Source organism: Bradyrhizobium sp. 604_D8_N2_3 (assembly GCF_051810765.1).
GTDB classification, from domain to species: domain Bacteria; phylum Pseudomonadota; class Alphaproteobacteria; order Rhizobiales; family Xanthobacteraceae; genus Bradyrhizobium; species Bradyrhizobium barranii.
The window spans coordinates 7156782-7173775 of the sequence record NZ_JBPWPM010000001.1; the positions used below are offsets into that span (position 1 = coordinate 7156782).

Annotated in this window: 17 protein-coding genes; 2 read left to right on the forward strand and 15 right to left on the reverse strand. The window is 63.6% G+C overall.

The window, feature by feature from the left end:
* Nucleotides 1-50: 50 nt before the first annotated feature.
* Nucleotides 51-2384, reverse strand: coding sequence for a mechanosensitive ion channel domain-containing protein (locus tag AB7245_RS34345; RefSeq protein ID WP_063981649.1), 2334 nt, complete (start codon nt 2382-2384; stop codon nt 51-53).
* A 727-nt stretch (nt 2385-3111) separates the two neighbouring features.
* Between AB7245_RS34345 and AB7245_RS34350 the strand changes: the two genes are divergently transcribed.
* Nucleotides 3112-3996 carry an MBL fold metallo-hydrolase gene (locus AB7245_RS34350; RefSeq protein WP_063981648.1) on the forward strand — a complete coding sequence of 295 codons (885 nt, stop codon included), beginning with the start codon at nt 3112-3114 and terminating at the stop codon, nt 3994-3996.
* A 142-nt stretch (nt 3997-4138) separates the two neighbouring features.
* Here the strand turns inward: AB7245_RS34350 and AB7245_RS34355 are convergent, their stop codons facing one another.
* The 10 genes from AB7245_RS34355 to AB7245_RS34400 all read right to left on the reverse strand — a co-directional run bounded on the left by AB7245_RS34355 (nt 4139) and on the right by AB7245_RS34400 (nt 12897).
* On the reverse strand, nt 4139-4393 hold the full coding sequence (locus AB7245_RS34355; RefSeq protein WP_063981647.1) for a DUF3551 domain-containing protein: 255 nt from the start codon (nt 4391-4393) through the stop codon (nt 4139-4141).
* Between the two features lie 13 nt (nt 4394-4406).
* The gene (locus AB7245_RS34360) at nt 4407-5444 is read right to left on the reverse strand and encodes a patatin-like phospholipase family protein (RefSeq protein WP_063981646.1); all 1038 of its coding nucleotides are present in this window, start codon (nt 5442-5444) and stop codon (nt 4407-4409) included.
* Entirely contained in the window at nt 5441-6370 is a 930-nt protein-coding gene (locus tag AB7245_RS34365; RefSeq protein WP_063981645.1) for a polyphosphate kinase 2 family protein, read from the reverse strand. The genes AB7245_RS34360 and AB7245_RS34365 overlap by 4 nt, the downstream gene beginning before the upstream one ends.
* Nucleotides 6330-7349 (reverse strand): branched-chain amino acid ABC transporter permease, encoded by a 1020-nt coding sequence (locus AB7245_RS34370; protein WP_063981644.1) that lies wholly within the window; start codon nt 7347-7349, stop codon nt 6330-6332. Before AB7245_RS34370 ends, AB7245_RS34365 begins: the two co-directional genes overlap by 41 nt.
* Nucleotides 7346-8227, reverse strand: coding sequence for a branched-chain amino acid ABC transporter permease (locus tag AB7245_RS34375; protein ID WP_063981643.1), 882 nt, complete (start codon nt 8225-8227; stop codon nt 7346-7348). Before AB7245_RS34375 ends, AB7245_RS34370 begins: the two co-directional genes overlap by 4 nt.
* A 13-nt stretch (nt 8228-8240) precedes the next feature.
* Nucleotides 8241-8945 (reverse strand): ABC transporter ATP-binding protein, encoded by a 705-nt coding sequence (locus AB7245_RS34380; protein ID WP_028150400.1) that lies wholly within the window; start codon nt 8943-8945, stop codon nt 8241-8243.
* A 3-nt stretch (nt 8946-8948) separates the two neighbouring features.
* Nucleotides 8949-9716, reverse strand: a complete 768-nt coding sequence (locus AB7245_RS34385) for an ABC transporter ATP-binding protein (protein ID WP_063981642.1) — start codon at nt 9714-9716, stop codon at nt 8949-8951.
* A 15-nt stretch (nt 9717-9731) separates the two neighbouring features.
* Nucleotides 9732-11042, reverse strand: a complete 1311-nt coding sequence (locus tag AB7245_RS34390; RefSeq protein ID WP_063981641.1) for an ABC transporter substrate-binding protein — start codon at nt 11040-11042, stop codon at nt 9732-9734.
* A gap of 95 nt (nt 11043-11137) precedes the next feature.
* The gene (locus AB7245_RS34395; protein ID WP_063981640.1) at nt 11138-11842 is read right to left on the reverse strand and encodes a hypothetical protein; all 705 of its coding nucleotides are present in this window, start codon (nt 11840-11842) and stop codon (nt 11138-11140) included.
* Between the two features lie 29 nt (nt 11843-11871).
* The gene (locus AB7245_RS34400; protein WP_063981639.1) at nt 11872-12897 is read right to left on the reverse strand and encodes an ABC transporter substrate-binding protein; all 1026 of its coding nucleotides are present in this window, start codon (nt 12895-12897) and stop codon (nt 11872-11874) included.
* Nucleotides 12898-13036: 139 nt separating this feature from the next.
* On the opposite strand from AB7245_RS34400, the gene AB7245_RS34405 reads away from it, so the two are divergent.
* Complete coding sequence (locus AB7245_RS34405; protein WP_015684397.1) at nt 13037-13486, forward strand: cupin domain-containing protein; 450 nt, start codon at nt 13037-13039, stop codon at nt 13484-13486.
* Nucleotides 13487-13559: 73 nt separating this feature from the next.
* Here AB7245_RS34405 and AB7245_RS34410 read toward each other — a convergent pair whose 3' ends face one another.
* The 4 genes from AB7245_RS34410 to AB7245_RS34425 are packed head-to-tail and all read right to left on the reverse strand — an operon-like array spanning nt 13560 to nt 16904.
* Nucleotides 13560-14333 carry an anti-sigma factor family protein gene (locus AB7245_RS34410; RefSeq protein ID WP_063981638.1) on the reverse strand — a complete coding sequence of 258 codons (774 nt, stop codon included), beginning with the start codon at nt 14331-14333 and terminating at the stop codon, nt 13560-13562.
* Nucleotides 14330-14839 (reverse strand): sigma-70 family RNA polymerase sigma factor, encoded by a 510-nt coding sequence (locus AB7245_RS34415; protein WP_210387729.1) that lies wholly within the window; start codon nt 14837-14839, stop codon nt 14330-14332. Before AB7245_RS34415 ends, AB7245_RS34410 begins: the two co-directional genes overlap by 4 nt.
* 49 nt (nt 14840-14888) lie before the next feature.
* A complete protein-coding gene (locus tag AB7245_RS34420) occupies nt 14889-16358 on the reverse strand; it encodes a YncE family protein (protein WP_063981637.1) in 1470 nt (489 codons plus the stop codon).
* Nucleotides 16359-16367: 9 nt separating this feature from the next.
* A complete protein-coding gene (locus tag AB7245_RS34425; RefSeq protein ID WP_063981636.1) occupies nt 16368-16904 on the reverse strand; it encodes a DUF305 domain-containing protein in 537 nt (178 codons plus the stop codon).
* Between the last annotated feature and the right edge of the window lie 90 nt (nt 16905-16994).

Genomic DNA, 16994 nt, shown 5'->3' on the forward strand with positions numbered 1-16994 from the left:
GAGTGAACGCTGCCGGGCGGGCAGAGGCAAGCTGGAAATTATGCCGAGCGCTAACCAGCCGCCCGCCGCGGGGCCAGATTGGTGGCGCCATCAGCCGGCGGCGCGATCTGCATCAGGATAGTCTGGACCGGGGATGCGACCTCGATGCCGTTCTGCTGGAAGCGCAGCTTCATGCGGCGGTTGAATTCGCGCTGGACCGGCCAGCGGCCGGCCTCCGTGCAGCGGATCTGGCCGACGATCGACACCATGGCACCATCGACCTTGTCGATGCCCCACAGATCGAGGTCGCCGCGAATTGCCGCGCGAAACTCCGGCTCGCGGCGCATCTCCTCGACGATGTCCTTGAGGATCTGGCCGGCGCGGTCGGTGTCTTCCTTGTAGGCGACATTGACGCTGACGGATGCATTGCCGGCGCCGCGGCTGGCATTGGTGATGGTCGTCACCGCGCTGAACGGCACGATGTGCACGGCGCCGTCGCCGGCGCGCAGACGAATGGTGCGGATCGAGACGTTCTCGACCACGCCGGACAGCCCCGAGACGCTGACATTATCGCCGACCTGGACCGTGTTCTCCAGCAGCAGGAACAGGCCGGTGATGAGATCCTGCACCAGCTTCTGCGAGCCGAAGCCGATGGCGATGCCGACGATACCGGCGCCGGCCAGCAGCGGCGCGACGTTGACGCCGATCTCGCTCAGCGCCGTGAGGCCGACGACCGTGGCGATCAGGCAGAGCAGCGCCGTCCGCAGCATCGGCTGGAAGGTGCGCAGGCGCGCGGCGCGGGCGTAGTGCCCGTCGCGCGACAGCGTGTTGATCTGGCGGTCCAGCAGCGCGTTGCTGGCTTCCCAGATGGCGGCAGCAATGAGCACGGCGATGCCGATGGTCGCCACCGCCGAAATCAGCCGGCCGCCGATCTGGCCTCCATAGAACCAGACGATGGCGTCGACGCCCCAGACTTCGAGCACGGCCACGAAGCCGATGAACGCGATCACGCTGGATACGATCTTGCGCAGCAACGGCAGATAGCGGTTGGCGCGGATCTCGAGGCCCGGAAAGCGCTGGAGGATCTCCGGCCTGATGCGGAAGCCGCGGTCGATCAGGCTCAGCGTCACCATGATGGCGACGCGCGTGATCAGCGCGACCACGACGGTGCCGACGAAATATTGCAGCAGCAGCGAATAGCCATTGCGGATGTTGAGCGCCCACACCGCCCACAGCGCAAGGTCGAGCGCGATGGCGAGATAGTGCCAGCCGCCGGCAATGCGGTTGCGCAGGCGCGCCGCGATCCCCTGCCGCTCCGCCGGGGCGCGGATGGCTTCGGCGACCTGGCGGCGGCATTGCAGGATGATGACGACGACGAAGAGATGCACGACCAGCAACACCATGCGCAGCAGCGCGGCATAGCCGGCGCGATGCAGGCCGAGCAGCAGCGCCACATTGGCGAAGGCGATGCCGGAGACACCGACGCCGACGATGCGCCGCGCCCAGATCTCGATATAGGCCGCGGTTTCTGCCCGAACCGGAACCAGGCCAAACGGCCCCGCCAGCGCGCGGACGACGCAGATGAGCCCGCGCGAGAACGCATAGGCATTGACGACGGCCAGGATCACGAGGCGGACGGTTGCTGGATCGCCGATCTCCGTGCCGAGCAGTGCGGTTGCGACACCGATGAAAACGAACACGGGAAGCAGCTCGAGCAGGAGACGCCCGAGCACGAAGGGCAGCCGCAGCAGCAATTGCCAGACACGTGCGAGACTGTGGCGGCGCTTGTGCAGTTCGGGCGCGGGCGTGACATCGGCGACCGATGAGGGCGGATCGGCGATGGGCAGCACCTGCGCCGGCAGGCGCGCGGTTTGGGGTACGCGTCCTTCCAGGAAGGCGACCGGTCGCCGGATCGCGCGGAAGATCACCCACTCCGCCGCAATGGCGCAGCCGAGCACCAGCGCGAGCTTCCACGCGATCTCGATCAGGAGGTTGTAGGCGACGGGATCGTTGGCGGTCCGTACGATCCAGTAATAGAAGGCGGGGAAATGCGTCAGCGTCCGCGCCACGTCGGCGATCTCGCGCGATATCTCGCCGATCTCTTCCGACACCGTGAGCAGGAGCTGTGCGCCAAGGCCGTCGGCCGAGAGCGGGATCGGCGATTTCTGCTCGGGCGCGGCGGGCACGGGCTGCTGCTGACCGGGCACATTCGCGATCACGCGCAGCGTATCGATCATCTTCGCACGTTTTTTGTCGTCCTGGAGCGTCTCCAGCGCCCGCTTGGCTTCCTCCGGCGACAGTGCGGCGGCCCTATTGGCGGCCGGCGGCTCGGCGCGAACGGTGGAAAGAGATGAGATCGCGATGAAGAGAGCGGCGAGGAACGCCGGGGCAAGCTTGTGCGACACGAGGATTCCCTGGAAAAGCGCATGCGCCGGCGGAGTCGGGACTGTCGCCGCCGAAGCACTGCGTCATGTCGTATCGACGCTATTCGCCCCGGCGCTGTGTCGGAAGTTGGCCAACGCGGCGACATTCTCTTGGCATTTGCCGCGGTGCAGGAACGGGAACCGTCGGCCCCGTGCGGCCGAACATCAACCGAGTGCGATGCGCACAGCAAAGCTCGTCCGTCATTCCGGGAGTCGGCCCGGAATGACGGCGAGGAGGAGGAGGAGAGAGCAGGATGTCAAAGCGCCTATCGCGGCGGCCGCATCACGGCCATCCGACATGATCGGTGTGATGCAAAATACAGCGCCGGGAAGGTAGGGGCTTTGCCTCACTGATGCAGCCCGCTAAACCTTGACCCGGCGTGCCGTTCGCGGTTTCTGCCGCTATGCGATAGTCCGAACGAGCTCCATCGCACTTAACGCGGCTGGATCTGCGGAGGTGGAGTCATAGACCTCCCCTTGCTCATGAGGTGGACGTTACGCGTCGCGTATTCGCGACCAGCACGATGCTCCTCCCGTGACATAAAACTGTCAAGCAGGATCAATGGTGCCGGTATCACATTTGAGGACGTGTTCCCTCCCACCTCGACAGATTGATCACAGTGGATCAGGGAATAAATTCCCTCCCGCCGCGTTTGTGTCAGAGAGTCCATTCGCCTTCCGCATTCCATCCATTTCCAGAAAGCAAGACATGAAAGCATTACTTTGCATCGCCGCTGTCGCGGCCCTCCTGACTGGATCAGCCTTCGCGCAGACCCCGCCGCAGACCTCGACCAAGAAGGTCGACGGCACCGAGAACGTCTACGTCTTCCGCTATGGCGGTCATCAGTCGATGTTCATCGTGACGCCGCAGGGCGTGATCGCGACCGACCCGATCTCGTATTTGCGTCCGGCAAAGCCCTATATCGACGCCATCAAGGCCGTCACCGACAAGCCGATCAAATACGTCATCTACAGCCACCACCATTACGACCACATCGCCGGCGGCCAGCCCTTCAAGGATCTCGGTGCCACCTTCATTGCGCACCGGCGGACCAAGGAGCGCCTGCTCGAGCTGAAGAAGCAGAATTCGCTGCTCGCCGATGTCGTGATGCCGGACCAGGTGATCGACGACAAGAAGAGCATCACGCTCGGCGGCACCACGCTGGAGCTGAACTATGTCGGCCGCAACCACTCCGACAATTCGCTGGTGATGCGGCTGCCGAAGGAGAAGATCGTCTTCGTCGTCGACTTCGCGCCGATCGAGTCCGTGCAGTTCCGCAACATTCCCGACAACGCCTCGCCGGTCGAGTATATCGCCTCGCTGAAGAAGCTGGCCTCGCTCGACTGGGAGCGGATGATCCCCGGCCATCCCTATGCCGGAGGGCGCTTTGGCACCAAGAAGGACGTCGAGGACGACATCGCGTACATGGAAGATCTGTCCGCGGAGGTGAAGAAGGCCGCCGATGCCGGCAAATGCTTCGACACCGCGATGAAGGAAGTGAAGCTGCCGAAATACGAGAAATGGGCGAATTACGAGACCGCCCTTCCCGCCAATATCGAGCGTTTCTGCTACTGGTGGGGCCGCGGGTATTGAGGGTCGGCTTGCTCAGACGCGACGAGCTTCGCTCGCGCTGAGATCGTAGGGTGGGCAAAGGCGCTCTTGCGCCGTGCTCACCACCTCTCGCCGGATGAAGATTGGTGGGCACGCTTTGCTTTGCCCACCCTAGGGATCGCCGCTAGCGAACGCGCCGCCCTGTCCTCGCCGACGGCGCCTGCGCGAAATACGGATTCGTCAGACATGTCGCCGGACGCCCCTGCGCGCTTGCCTGACACTGGGCGAACGAGGAGAAAATGCAGTCCATCCGCTCGCCCTCCAACTCGCCGAAGACGTGCAGGCAGACCGGCGCATCGCCCCCATAGGTCTGGGCGCGCGCGGAACCGGCGATCGAGAGCGCGGCGAACAGGGAAACGACGACAGCAGGCTTGTACACGACAACCTCGAAATCAGAGAAACATTTCAGTCAAATCAACCGTCGACGAGCTGCCGATCAAGTCGAAGTTTTGCGTCAGCCAGCTTCGCGCGGCCTCGCGCCCCTCGTCACGCAGACGGCACAACAGACTCCATTCGGGATGGAACTGCGTGGCCGTTCCGAGCTGCGACATCAATTGGTCGTTTCCAATCCAGTGCATGAACATGCGGCTGTGCGTGTTGCGATCGAGCTCGCCATTGTCGATCAGCCGGGTCGCGAAGGCAATCGCGCGCATCTCACGCATCAGTGACGAATTGAAGCTGATCTCGTTGATGCGATGGAGAACGTCGGCGGCGCTCGCCGGCAGTTCGTCACGCCGGATCGCGGTCACCTGCACGATGATGACGTCTTGGCTACCTTTTCGATAGATCAGCGGAAAGATCGCGGGATTTCCGAGATAGCCGCCATCCCAATAATGCTCGCCGTCGATCTCGACCGCCTGGAAATATGGCGGCAAACAGGCCGAGGCGAGCACGGTCTCCGCGCTGAGCAGCGGCGTCTGGAACACCTTGATCTTGCCGGTACGGACATTCGTTGCGTTGAGAAAGAGCTGCGGTGCGTCCGGCGATGAATTGAGCCGATCGAAATCGACCACGCGTAGCAGCAACGACCGGAGCGGATTGAAGTGGAGGGGGTTGAGCAGGTTCGGCGGCACCGTGTGCGTCAGCGTGTGGATGAAAGCATGGACAGGGTGATATTCCGGCGGCAGCTTGAGGGCCTGGATCAACTGGTTGAGTGGCGAGAACAGGTCATAGACCTGATCCATCCGCGAGACCTCGTACCAGAACGCATGCAGGTTCTGCCGCGCCGCCTCGGCTCCACCGATGGCCATGCCTGAGGCCAGCACCACCGCATTCATCGCGCCCGCGCTTGTAGCGCTGATCGCCTCGATGGCGAGCCTGCCGTCCTCGAGCACGTGGTCCAGCACGCCCCAGACGAAGGCGCCGTGCGCGCCGCCGCCCTGGAGCGCGAAGTTGACGTTCTTCTGGTTGCTGGTCTCACGGGCGGTCACTTTGCGGGCTTCCGGCCTCCCTTCCCCTCGCGCTCCAGCGCCTTGCGCACCTCGTCGAATTCGCCAAGCGAGGCCTTGTCGGCGCGGGGGAAGCGCAGGTCGAGCTTTTCGAGCGCCGCGACGATCGCCGAGCCGATCACGACGCGCGCGAACCATTTGTGGTCGGCCGGCACGACATACCAGGGCGCGTGCGACGTTGCCGTATGCCGGACGATGTCCTGATAGACCGCCTGGTAGCGCGGCCACAGCGCGCGCTCCTTGATGTCGTCCATCGAGAACTTCCACTGCTTGGCCGGTTCCTCGAGCCGCTCAAGGAAGCGCTCGCGCTGCTCCTCCTTGGATAGATTGAGGAAGAATTTCAGAACCACCGTGCCGTTGCGGCTGAGATGGCGCTCGAAAGCGGAGATGTCCTCGAACCGCTCCTTCCAGATGTTCTTGGTGACGAGCCCTTGCGGCAGCTTCTGCCTGGCAAGAATCTCCGGGTGCACCCGCGTGACCAGGCACTCCTCGTAATGGGAGCGGTTGAAGATGCCGATATGGCCGCGCTCGGGCAGCGCGATCGCGTGGCGCCAGAGGAAATCGTGATCGAGCTCCTTGGTGCTCGGCGCCTTGAAAGCATGGACCTCGCAGCCCTGCGGATTGATGCCCTCGAAGATCGCCTTGATCGCAGAATCCTTGCCGGCGGCGTCCATGGCCTGGAGCACGATCAGCACCGACCAGCGGTCCTGGGCGTAGAGCTTCTCCTGAAACTCGATCATCCGCTTCTTGTTGGCGTCGAGAATCTCCTGCGCCTTCTCCTTGTCGAGATCGCCCTTCTCGTTGGTCTTGTAATCCTTGAGGTGAAACTTGCCCGATCCGTCGTAACGGAACGGCGTGATGTAGCTGTCAAGTTCCTGGGCGAGCGATTTGGACGGCTTCTTGCTCATGAGCGCGGGGCACCTTGCGTTGCGGCTTCAATCGGTCGAGCAGGCTACCAAGGATGCCCTTGGGAAGGAATATGATGAAAAGGACCAGCAGCACGCCATAGACGAGGTTGTCCCAGCCGACCGCCTTGGTGCCGAAGCCGATACGCAGGGTTTCCGCCAGCAGAATGGTGATGACAGCGCCAAAGGTCGGGCCGAGCGAGACGAACAGGCCGCCGACGATGGCCGCGAACACCATCTGGAGAGACACCGCGATGCCGCTGACGGTGTCGGGGGTGATGAACATCTGGTACTGGCAGTACATTGCGCCGGCGAGCGCCGTCATCACCGCACTGAGCAGCGTGATCTTCAGCTTCTCCGCGGTGACATCGACGCCGGCGGCGGCCGCGGCATCCTCGTCCTCCGAGATCGCCTCGAGCGCGTAGCGGGCCATGCTGCGGTCGACCCAGTGCCAGACCACGATGCCGAAAAGCCAGACCCCGAGCGCGATCAGATACCAGGTCGTCTTGTCGTCGAATTGCAGCGCCAGCAGCTTGTTGCCGGAGGCGCGATTCGGCGTATAGCCGAGCGAGCCGCCGGTATAGTCGCGCGTCGCGGTAATGACCTGAAGCACGATGCCTGACAGCGCCAGCGTCACCAGCACGAAATAATGTCCGGTGATACGGAAGCGGAAGCAGGGATAGCCGACGATTAGCGCCAGCGCACCCGCCGCAACCATGCTGATGGGGATGCCGATCCAGGGCGACCAGCCCAGATGATTCCAGAGCAGCGCGGTGACATAGGCGCCGATCCCCATGAAGCCGCCATGGCCGAGCGAGACCAGACCGAACCGTCCCATCATCGACCAGGACGTGTAGGCGAACGACCAGATCAGGATCAGCACCAGAATGTGCAGATGATAGGGGTCGCGATAGAGGAAGGGCAGCGCGATCAATGCTGCAAGCCCGATTGCCCACGCCACAAGCCGGCCCTGCCCCATCATCGGCGCCTCGCAAGCAGGCCCGCGGGCCGGATGAACATCATGACGATGAAGAAGGCGAAGGCGAGCACGTAGCCCCATTCGAGGTCGGAGAACAGGCCGCCGAGCGAGATGATCTCGGCGAACACAAAGGCGGCGATGAAGCCGCCGATGAAATTGCCGAGCCCCCCGAGCACGCAGATCAGGAAGGTGATCGGTCCGAAGGAGAGGCCGACGAAGGGATGCACGTCATATTGCAGCACCAGCAGGCAAGCGGCGAGCCCAGCCAGCGCGCCGCCGAGCGCGGAGGTGATGAGATACATTCTCTTCGTGTCGACGCCCATCAGCGCCATGATCTGCCGATCCTGGGAGATGGCGCGGATCGCGGTGCCGGTGAAGGTGCGGGTCATGAACAGGTACACTGCGACCATGCCGACCAGCGCGGCCAGAAAGGATAGCAGCCGCGCGTAGCTGAAATTCATGTCGCCGAAGGCGAGCACCGGCAGGCGGATGCCGAGATTGCGGAAGTCGATGCCGAAGGCGACGGTGGCAAAGCTCTGGAGCACGAACAGCACCCCGCCTGTCGCAAGCAGCTGGTTGATCGGCGGCGCGGTGAGCAGCGGCGCGATCACGAGGTAGTGCAGCGCGGCGCCGAGGATCGCGACGAGCAAAATGGTGAACGGCGCTGCGATGAAGTAGCTGAGGCCGTAATACTGCACGATGAAATACATGGCGTACATGCCGATCATCACCAGCTCTGCGTAGCAGATCCAGGTCACGTCGATGACGCCAAAGATCAAATTGAGCCCGAGCGCGAGCAGTGCCAGCACGCCGCCGAGCAGGATGCCGTTGATCACGGCCTCCAGCAGATAGATGTCGAAAATGCCCAAAAAAGCTTGCATGCCTGCATGAACCTCATACCCCGAGATACGCTTCCTTGACCGTGTCGCTCGCCAGCATCTCGGCCGAGGTGCCGGACGCCCGGATCGTGCCCGCCTCGATCAGATAGGCGCGATCAACCACTTTCAGCACCTGCTGCACGTTTTGCTCGACGATCAGCACCGTCAGGCCACGGGCGCGGATCCGCTTCACCAGCTCGAACACCTGCTGCACCACGACTGGCGCCAGCCCCGCCGACGGCTCGTCGAGCAGCAGGAGTTTTGGATTCGACATCAGCGCGCGGCCGATCGCGCACATCTGCTGCTCGCCGCCGGACATGGTGCCGGCCATCTGGTGGCGGCGTTCCTTCAGGCGCGGAAACAGGTCGAACACGACATCCAGCCGCTCGGCATAGTGGCCGCGCGCTTCCTTCATGAAGGCGCCCATCTTGAGATTGTCGTCGACCGTGAGCTGCGGAAACAGCCGCCGGTTCTCCGGCACATGGGCGATCCCGAGGCTGACGATCTTGTGCGGCGGCGTCGCCACGACATCGACGCCCTCCATCCTGATCGACCCGCGCGTGGGACGGATCAGGCCGGAGATGACGCGCATCAGGGTGGTCTTGCCGGCGCCGTTCGGACCGATGACGCCGACGGCCTCGCCCGCTTTCACGTCAAGATTGACGTCGAACAGCGCCTGGAACGTGCCGTAACCCGCGCTGACCGAACGAAGCTCCAGCATCGTCTAGCCTCCCGAGCGGCGGCGCGCTTCCGCCGCCGCGGCCTGCGTGGTCTCGGCATCGGTGCCGAGATAGACCTCGATGACGCGCGGGTCGCCGGCAACCGCGCTCGGCAAGCCTTCCGAGATCTTCTCGCCGTGATCGAGCACCATGACGCGGTCGACGACGCGCATCAGCACGCCCATGATGTGCTCGACCCAGATGATCGTGATGCCGAGCTCGTCGCGGATGTTGCGCAGCATGTCCGCCGCCTGGTCCATCTCGGTCTCGTCGAGACCGCCGAGGCTCTCGTCGGCAAGCAGCAGTTTTGGCGCGGTGGCGAGCGCCTTCGCCAATTCGAGCTTCTTCAGGCCGGCTGCGCCCAGGCCATCGACGCTGGCATGGCGATCGGTCGGCAAGCCCACCATCGCAAGTGACCGCTCGGCCGCCTCCTCCGCCCTGGCACGGCTGTGGCGGCCCTGGCCGTAGAAGCCGGCCAGTGCGACATTCTCGAAGATTGTCAGGCGCCGGAACGGCCGCGGAATCTGGAAGGTGCGGCCGATGCCGCTGTTGATGATCCGGTGCGGCGCAAGGCCTGCGATCTCGGCGCCGCCGAACAGGATCGAGCCGGTTGTCGGCGCCAGCGTGCCGGAGAGCATGTTGAAGATCGTGCTCTTGCCCGAGCCGTTGGGGCCGATCAGGCCGAGGATCTCGCCCTGATCGACCCGAAACGACACGTTGTTGACGGCGGTGAAGCCACCAAACCGCTTCACCAGCCCGCTGACTTCCAGCACCGCCCTGCTCCGCCGCTACTGGTTGCTGTAGGTGGTGCCCTTCGGCAGCGGCAGCACGGCCTCGCGCTGCGCCTGACTCTTGGGCCACACCACAGAGGATTTGTCGTCGATGTACTGGATCACGACCGGGAATGAGCGCTCGTTCTGCCCGGCCATCGGCGTGCCCTCGCCGTAGAACTTGACGCCGAAGCCGAGCATCGTGCCGCCTTCGGGGATGTCGGTGTCGAGCGCGGCCTTGCGCAGCGCGTCGGGATCGACGCCGCCATACTTTTTGATCGCGCGGGGCAGCACATCACTCATGAACACGTAAGTGTTGGACGCGCCGATGCCGACATGCGCCGAGCGGATGGCAACGCCGGGCCTGATCTTGTCGAACTCCTCGCCGACCATCTTGATGACGGGCGGGAGCTTGGGATCCATGGTCTTCTGGTTGGCGAGCCAGATCGAGATCGGGTCGGTGTTGAAGATGTAGGTAGCGTCGACCCCCATCCCCTCTTTCAGCTTCTCGTAGACGCCGTAGCCGGCGCCATGGCCCATCAGCGCGCCGAACTTCAGCCCCTGCTCGCGGGCCTGGCGCAGCAACAGCGTGATGTCAGGGTTGTAGCCGGTGTGGAAGATGACATCGGGCTTGGCACGCTTCAGCTTGGTCACCAGCGCGGAGAGATCGGGCGCCGTCGCCGAATAGCCTTCCTTCATCACGACGTTGAAGCCCGCCTTCTTCGCGCCTGCCTCATTGCCCCTGGAGACGTCGACGCCATAGGCGCCATCCTCGTGGATGATGGCGACGCGCAGGTCCTTCGGCTCCTTGTCGAACTTCGCCTTGGCATTCTGCGCGATGAAATCCATCGTCATCATGCCGAACTGGTCGCCGCTCGCCTGCGGGCGGAACACGTATTTGTAGCCCTTGTCGTTGAACACGGCCGACGAGATGCAGGTCGTCATCCACATGAACTTCTTGAGCTGCTCGACGCGGGCGGCGACCGGCACGCATTGCGCCGAGGAGAAGAAGCCGAGCACCATGTCCACCTTCTCCTGCTCGAGCAGGCGGACGGATTCGTTGATGGCGATGTCGGGCTTGCTCTGCGCGTCGGCGTAGACCGCCTCGATCATGTAGCCCTCGACGCCGGTCTTGGCGAAATGGTCGAGAATAATTTTTGCGCCGATATAGCCGAGCTCAGATCCACCGCCCGCGAGAGGCCCGGTCAGGTCGAAAACAACGCCGATCTTGATCTTCTTCTCTTGAGCCTGGGCCGAAGCCATCAAGCCCGTCGCTGATATCGCGACCAACAGCCCACGTACCAAGCGGGCAGCCATGCGCAGGCGCATTAAAACCTCCCTGGACGATTGTGCATTGCAGTCTTCTTGCTTTTGCTTTTTGGCCCATCACATGGGCTGGGGGCAGCGATGTCAAGCCTCGCGCTTCAGCGCGACGCGAACTGCTGCTCGATAAAGGCCGTGACAAATCGCGGCATGGTCGGCGTGAGATCACTCATCCCGCGCACGAGATGAATGGCCGACAACTCCGGTTCGGCTTCGCGGGCGAGGTTGGCCTCGATCCGGGCCCGGGCCACGTCACCCGGCATGTCCAGGTTGATGATTTGAATCATTGCAATCGACGGACCAGTGACGACACAGTGCCAGTCCGGCTGGGTCCGGTAGTCGGCCGCGGTCAAGCCGGTCTCTTCCCCGAGTTCGCGGATGACACTGCCGGGAATGTCGAGCGCGCCGTCACTGACGTCGTCCAGATCGGGCGTGCCCGAGGGGAAATAGATGCGGCCCGCATTGGCGGTGTGCTGCGCCATCTCGCCCATGATGAAGGCGCCGTCGGAGGCGCGCAGCGCGCCCATGCCAAAACCGTTGAACACGGCCCTGTCGGGAAAGCCCCAGTCGCGCCAGGCAAGGAAGCTCGCGAAATCCGTCTCGAAATAGGTCGCGGCGAGATGGCCGTCCGTGAACACGGCATCGCGCCCGAGCAGGACGCGGCCGTTCCACATCTTCGGCCGCTCGCGCTGCTTCTCGGCGAAATGCGCCGCGATCTCGGCGCGGCGTTCCTCCGCGAACGGCCAGGCGATTGGCCGCACGGCAAGATCAAGCGTCGTGACGCGATGAATGACCAATGACGTCATGACAGCTGATTACAATGCCTTCGCGTCAGTTATTTGGCATTCCCCGTGGTCTTCTTGGCCTGATCGACATACTTGTTGGTAAAGGTCTTGCTGACGTCGATCTTGGCGGCGGCCACCTCGGGCGAGCCGACGCTGAACACCGCGAGCACCGCGTCCGCGCCCTTCGGGTCCATCTTGCCGGTTTCGGAGAACATCGGGATCGTGTTCTTCAGCGCGGCGAGATAAAGCTCCTTGTTCTTGCCGACCATCTCGTCCGGCATCTTCGCCATGATCTCCTCCGGCGAATGCGAATGGATCCAGCCGATCGTGGCCAGCATTGCGTTGGTGAGCGCCTGCGTTTCCTTCTCGTGGCCGTTGATCCAGGCCACGGTCGAGTACAGCGCGCCGCCCGGATATTCGCCGCCGAACGTCTCGAGCGTGTCCTTCTGGGTCCGGGTGTCGCTGAGGATGAGCAGATCCTTGTGGCTGCCTTGGAGCACGGTGACGGAGGGATCGAGCATCACGGCGGCGTCAATCTGCCCCTGCTCCATCGCGGCCACGGCGGTGGCGCCGAGGCCGACGCCGATCACGGCGGTGCCGGCGGGATCGAGCCCGTTCTTCTTGAGCAAATATTTGAGGAAGAAGTCGGTCGAGGAGCCGGGCGCGCTGACGCCGACCTTCTTGCCGGCGAGATCCTTGATCGACTTGATTTCGTTCGTGTGCGACGGCGAGACCACCAGCACGAGGCCGGGATAACGGTCATAGACCACGAAGGCTTGAAGCTCCTGCTTCTTGGCGGCGAGGTTGACGCAATGGTCGAAATAGCCGGAGACCACGTCGGCGCTGCCGCCGAGCACGGCCTTCAGCGCGTCCGAGCCGCCCTTGAGGTCCACGAGCTCGACATTGAGGCCCGCCTTCTCGTATTCGCCGAGCTGCTTTGCCAGCACCGTCGGCAGATAGCACAGGCAGGCGCCGCCGCCGATCGCGATGGTGACCTTGCTTTGCGCCGCGGCAAGACCGGTGGTGAGCGTGAGCGCGAGCAGCGCGCCGGCGAGCCTGGCAATCGTGTTCTTCATTGGTTTCCTCCGTTCGGCCGGCGGCACCATAGAGCAGCGGGACTGGCTTGAGAAGCACCGCTTAAGTGGCACTGGCCATTGGCCTTTCGGCGCAATAACATGCTCAGACAAGAACAATTCTTGATGGGGAGGATCATCCATGAATCGCCTTGCAATCGGGCTGTCGATCGCCGCCGCCTTTGCCGCCGGATGCGGCGCAAACCAACTGCTCCGGCCGGCGCTGGCCGCGGAGAACGTCACCGCGCAGATCATCCATACCGGCGAGATGGAAGGCGACGCGCTCGGGCCCGCCAACAATGTCGGCTACCGTTCCAAGATGTTTGCCAGCGCCGACGGCGCCACCATCTCGATCCAGGTCGGCAATGTGCCCAAGCACATGCATCCCAACACCAACGAGATCCAGTACATCCTGGACGGGACCGGGACGATCTGGCTCGGCGACAAGGAGGTGACGGTGAAACCCGGCGACCTCGTCATCATCCCCAAGGGAACGCCGCATGGCGGCACCAAGCCGATCAGCGGTCAAGTCAAGGCCATCGCGATCAAGACGCCTCCGCAGGCGCCCGATGACACCAAGCTGCTGGATTAGGCTCCCCGCAACTCGGGCCGGTTGAACGTTCGGGCTCGCACTGCCGTGCGGGCCCATTTCGTCGGTTTCGAGGCTAGATCGGGCGCGTCTGCTTCCGGATCTCGTTCGCGATCGGCTTGAGGGTGTCTCCCGGAAGCTGGCCGACGAGCGTGTAACCCATGCCGCCATCTGCCCACACGAAGCCCGCGACATCGCCGGTCGATTGCGGCATCATCGGCGTATCCAGGTTGCGGTTGCTCATCGGACGCGTCAGCACGACAAGCCGGTCGCCGCGATCGTCATCGTACATGAACATCGCGGCCGGGCCGTGCGACGTCGCAACCAGGCGACCGCCCATCAACCGATAACCTGAGCCGGAGAGGTCCGGCACCTTGACCGGCTGTTTCAGCCGATTCGATACCCATCGCGTGAGCTCGGCACTGTCGGACGCCCTTATCTCGACCGGCCGCACGCGGTCCGGTGCGTAAACGCCATACGAATAGGCCGCCTCCTGTGCCAGCGCAGACAGTCCGTTCGAGCCCTCCTGCAAGACGCCGCGCATGGTCCATCCGCCGAGACCGCCGATGCCGAGAAGCAACATCGCAGCGATCGCCCACCACGCCCGCATGGGAGACCGCCTCCGGCTTTCGATGATGTGCGACAGATTCAGCTCGGCCGGCAACGGCTCGTCGGCGATCGACGCAAATGCCCCGCGCAGCTGCTCGCGCTGGGTGGCGAAGGCCGCAACGCGCGTGGCGACATCCTGATGATCGTCCAGATAGGATGCGACCTCCGCGCGCCGCTCAGGCTCGAGCGCCTGGTCGACATAGGCGTGGAGATCATCCTCGGTGATCGGCCGGCGGTTCATTTCACGCCCCGCAATGCCACGACGTTCCCTGGAGCCACGCCCTCCATCTCCTGCAATAGCCTCTCCCGCGCGCGCGACAGGCGTGACATCACGGTCCCGACCGGGATCTTCAGCACTCCCGCGGCGTCCGCGTAGGATAGATCCTCAACCGCAACAAGCAACAACACGGCACGCTGCTCTTCCGGCAGTCTCGCAAGCTTTTTCAGGACATCCTGATAGATCAGCCTGTGCTCCTGCGCGGCGGCACTGACAAGCTCACGCTCGCCTGCATCGTCGATCGGCATATGCCTGCCCCGCGCCGTCGCCTGACGGAATTGCGTGACCGCCAGATTGTGGAGGATGCTGAACAGCCAGGCGCGCACGCTGCCGTCGCGCCGCTGATGCCAATGGCTGACGGCACGCTCCAGGCAATCCTGAACCAGATCATCGGCAGCCACGCGATCGCGCAAAAGCGCGCGCGCGTAGCGGCGGAGCGCGGGGATAAGCGGCTCGACCTGAACCAGCATGTCCTTCACGAGCCGCTCCACCTGCCCTTTGCCGACGTCGGACGGCGCGTCATCGCGCCTCGATCTGGACCGCCTCACCAGGCATGGCCGCGTCACCGGCCGCAATCACCAGGTACCGCCTTGCTTCAGCGGCGGACTGGTCGACGATCTGCCGGATCGGACCGGCCACATTGACGATGGCAGATCCAGCCGGATTGGTCATGAACGCCGCCAACGGCTGCAACGGGCCACTGCCGTCGCCATGCTCCGCCAGGGCAAGCACATATTTCTGCTTGGGCTGAAGTCCCGTCACCGAAGCCTGCAAGATCTGAATCAGGCCCTGATCGAACAGCGACACGCTGGTCGGCGCCGTGCCGTCCTTCGCACCGTCCTTCGACGCAAGCGTGAGATGAGCGACTTGGCCGGCAACGCCGAGGGCCTGCAAATTCTGGCGGTCATCAGGGTTAGGCGCAGCATTTGGAACATACGCGATTGCCTGCGGCGCCTGGCCGATCGGAACGTTCCCGACCACCTTATTGGTCGCCGTGTCGATGGCCGCGAGTGCGTCCGCGTTCTCCAGCCCCACATAGATGCGCGTGCCATCGCCGGACGGCCAGACGCCGTGCGGCAGATTGCCGACCGGGATCGTCGCGACCTGCGAGAAATCGTCGGTGCGGAACACTTTTACTTCGTTCAGGCCACCGATGGTGACGTAGGCGAACGTGCCCTTGGCGGTGTGCGCGAAATTGACGTGGTTGGTGATCGGCCCGGTATCGATCGTCTTGATCGCGTTGAACGGTGGCCTGGCGTTGAACACCTGTGTCCGGCCGACGTCCTTCAGCGTGAACCACACCTGGTTTCCATCCGGCGTCGCCGCGATGTTCGGGCAGAATGGGCTCTCCTGCTTCACCGTGGCGATGATCTTGTGCTCGGCCACCGAGACGACGTCGGTCTCGGGATTGAACGACGAGCAGATGTAGCCGTATTTGCCGTCGGGTGAGAAAATCTGCATGCCCGGCCCGTTCGGGGTCGTGATGCGAGTCTTCTCCTTGAAGCTGATCGGATCGATGACGGAGACGTAGTTCTCGCCGCGAACGGTGACCCACACTTCCTTGCCGTCCGGCGTGAAGAACGCCTCGTGCGGCGATCGTCCGACGTAAGTGATATGCTTGACCGCGTTGGTCGCGGTGTCGATGAAGCTCACCGAATTGGAACCGATCGACACCACGGCGAGCGTCTTGTGATCGGGCGAAAAGCCCATACCGTGCACGAGCACCTGCCCCTTGTAGAGCGGGCTGAAATTGCCTGGCTGCGGGTCGCCCAGCCGGATCACGCCAAGCAGCTTGTTATCGACGGGATCGGTGACCGAGACCGTATTCGAGAACTGCTCTGCGGCGTACACACGGTCGTGGTGGCTGATCGGAATATCGGGGCCGGACAGCGCGCCCGGCGCCTGCCCCGCCCTCGCGACCGAACCCGTCGCAAGCATCGTGGCCGCCAGGAAAATGCTCTTCATCATGGTGCTTCGTGACGTGGTCATCTGCGACTCCTACTTCTTCATTCCCGTGGACATATCCATCTGCATGCCCGGATGATGATGGACGGTTGTGTTGGGAGCGGAGGGCGGTTGGGTCGGGGCGGGCGTGGTGTCTGTCGCCGGCTCGCCGATCGCGAGCTTCATGGCCGCGATCTCCTGCATCTGGTCGACGATGATTTCCTGGGCGATGCGCCGCAGCTGCTCGTTCTTGCCATAGCGCAATTCGATGACCGCCATCTCGATCGCGCCCTGATGATGCGGACTCATCATTGCGACGAAGTCGCGATCGATGTCGCCGGTCGGCTTGGCCGCCATGTCGTTCATCATCTTGGTCATCGCCGCTTCGTTTTCTTCCAAAAACGCACGCTCCTCCGTGCTCACCGCGGCCGGCGGGGCGGCCGGATGGGATTCATGCGCGAACACGAGCAGCGGGAGTGCGGACGCGACCAGAATTGGCGCGGCAAGGAACGCCGTACCGAGGCCGGGCCTGGGCCATCGGCATCTGCCTGCGAACACCGCTACGGCGCGGCGGAACTGTGAGGGGGGCATCCTGAACTCCCATGCAGGTGGTTGCATGGGGGTATGACGTATGGCCGGGCGTTCTATTCCGGGCGGTCAATCACATAAACGTCAGCAGCC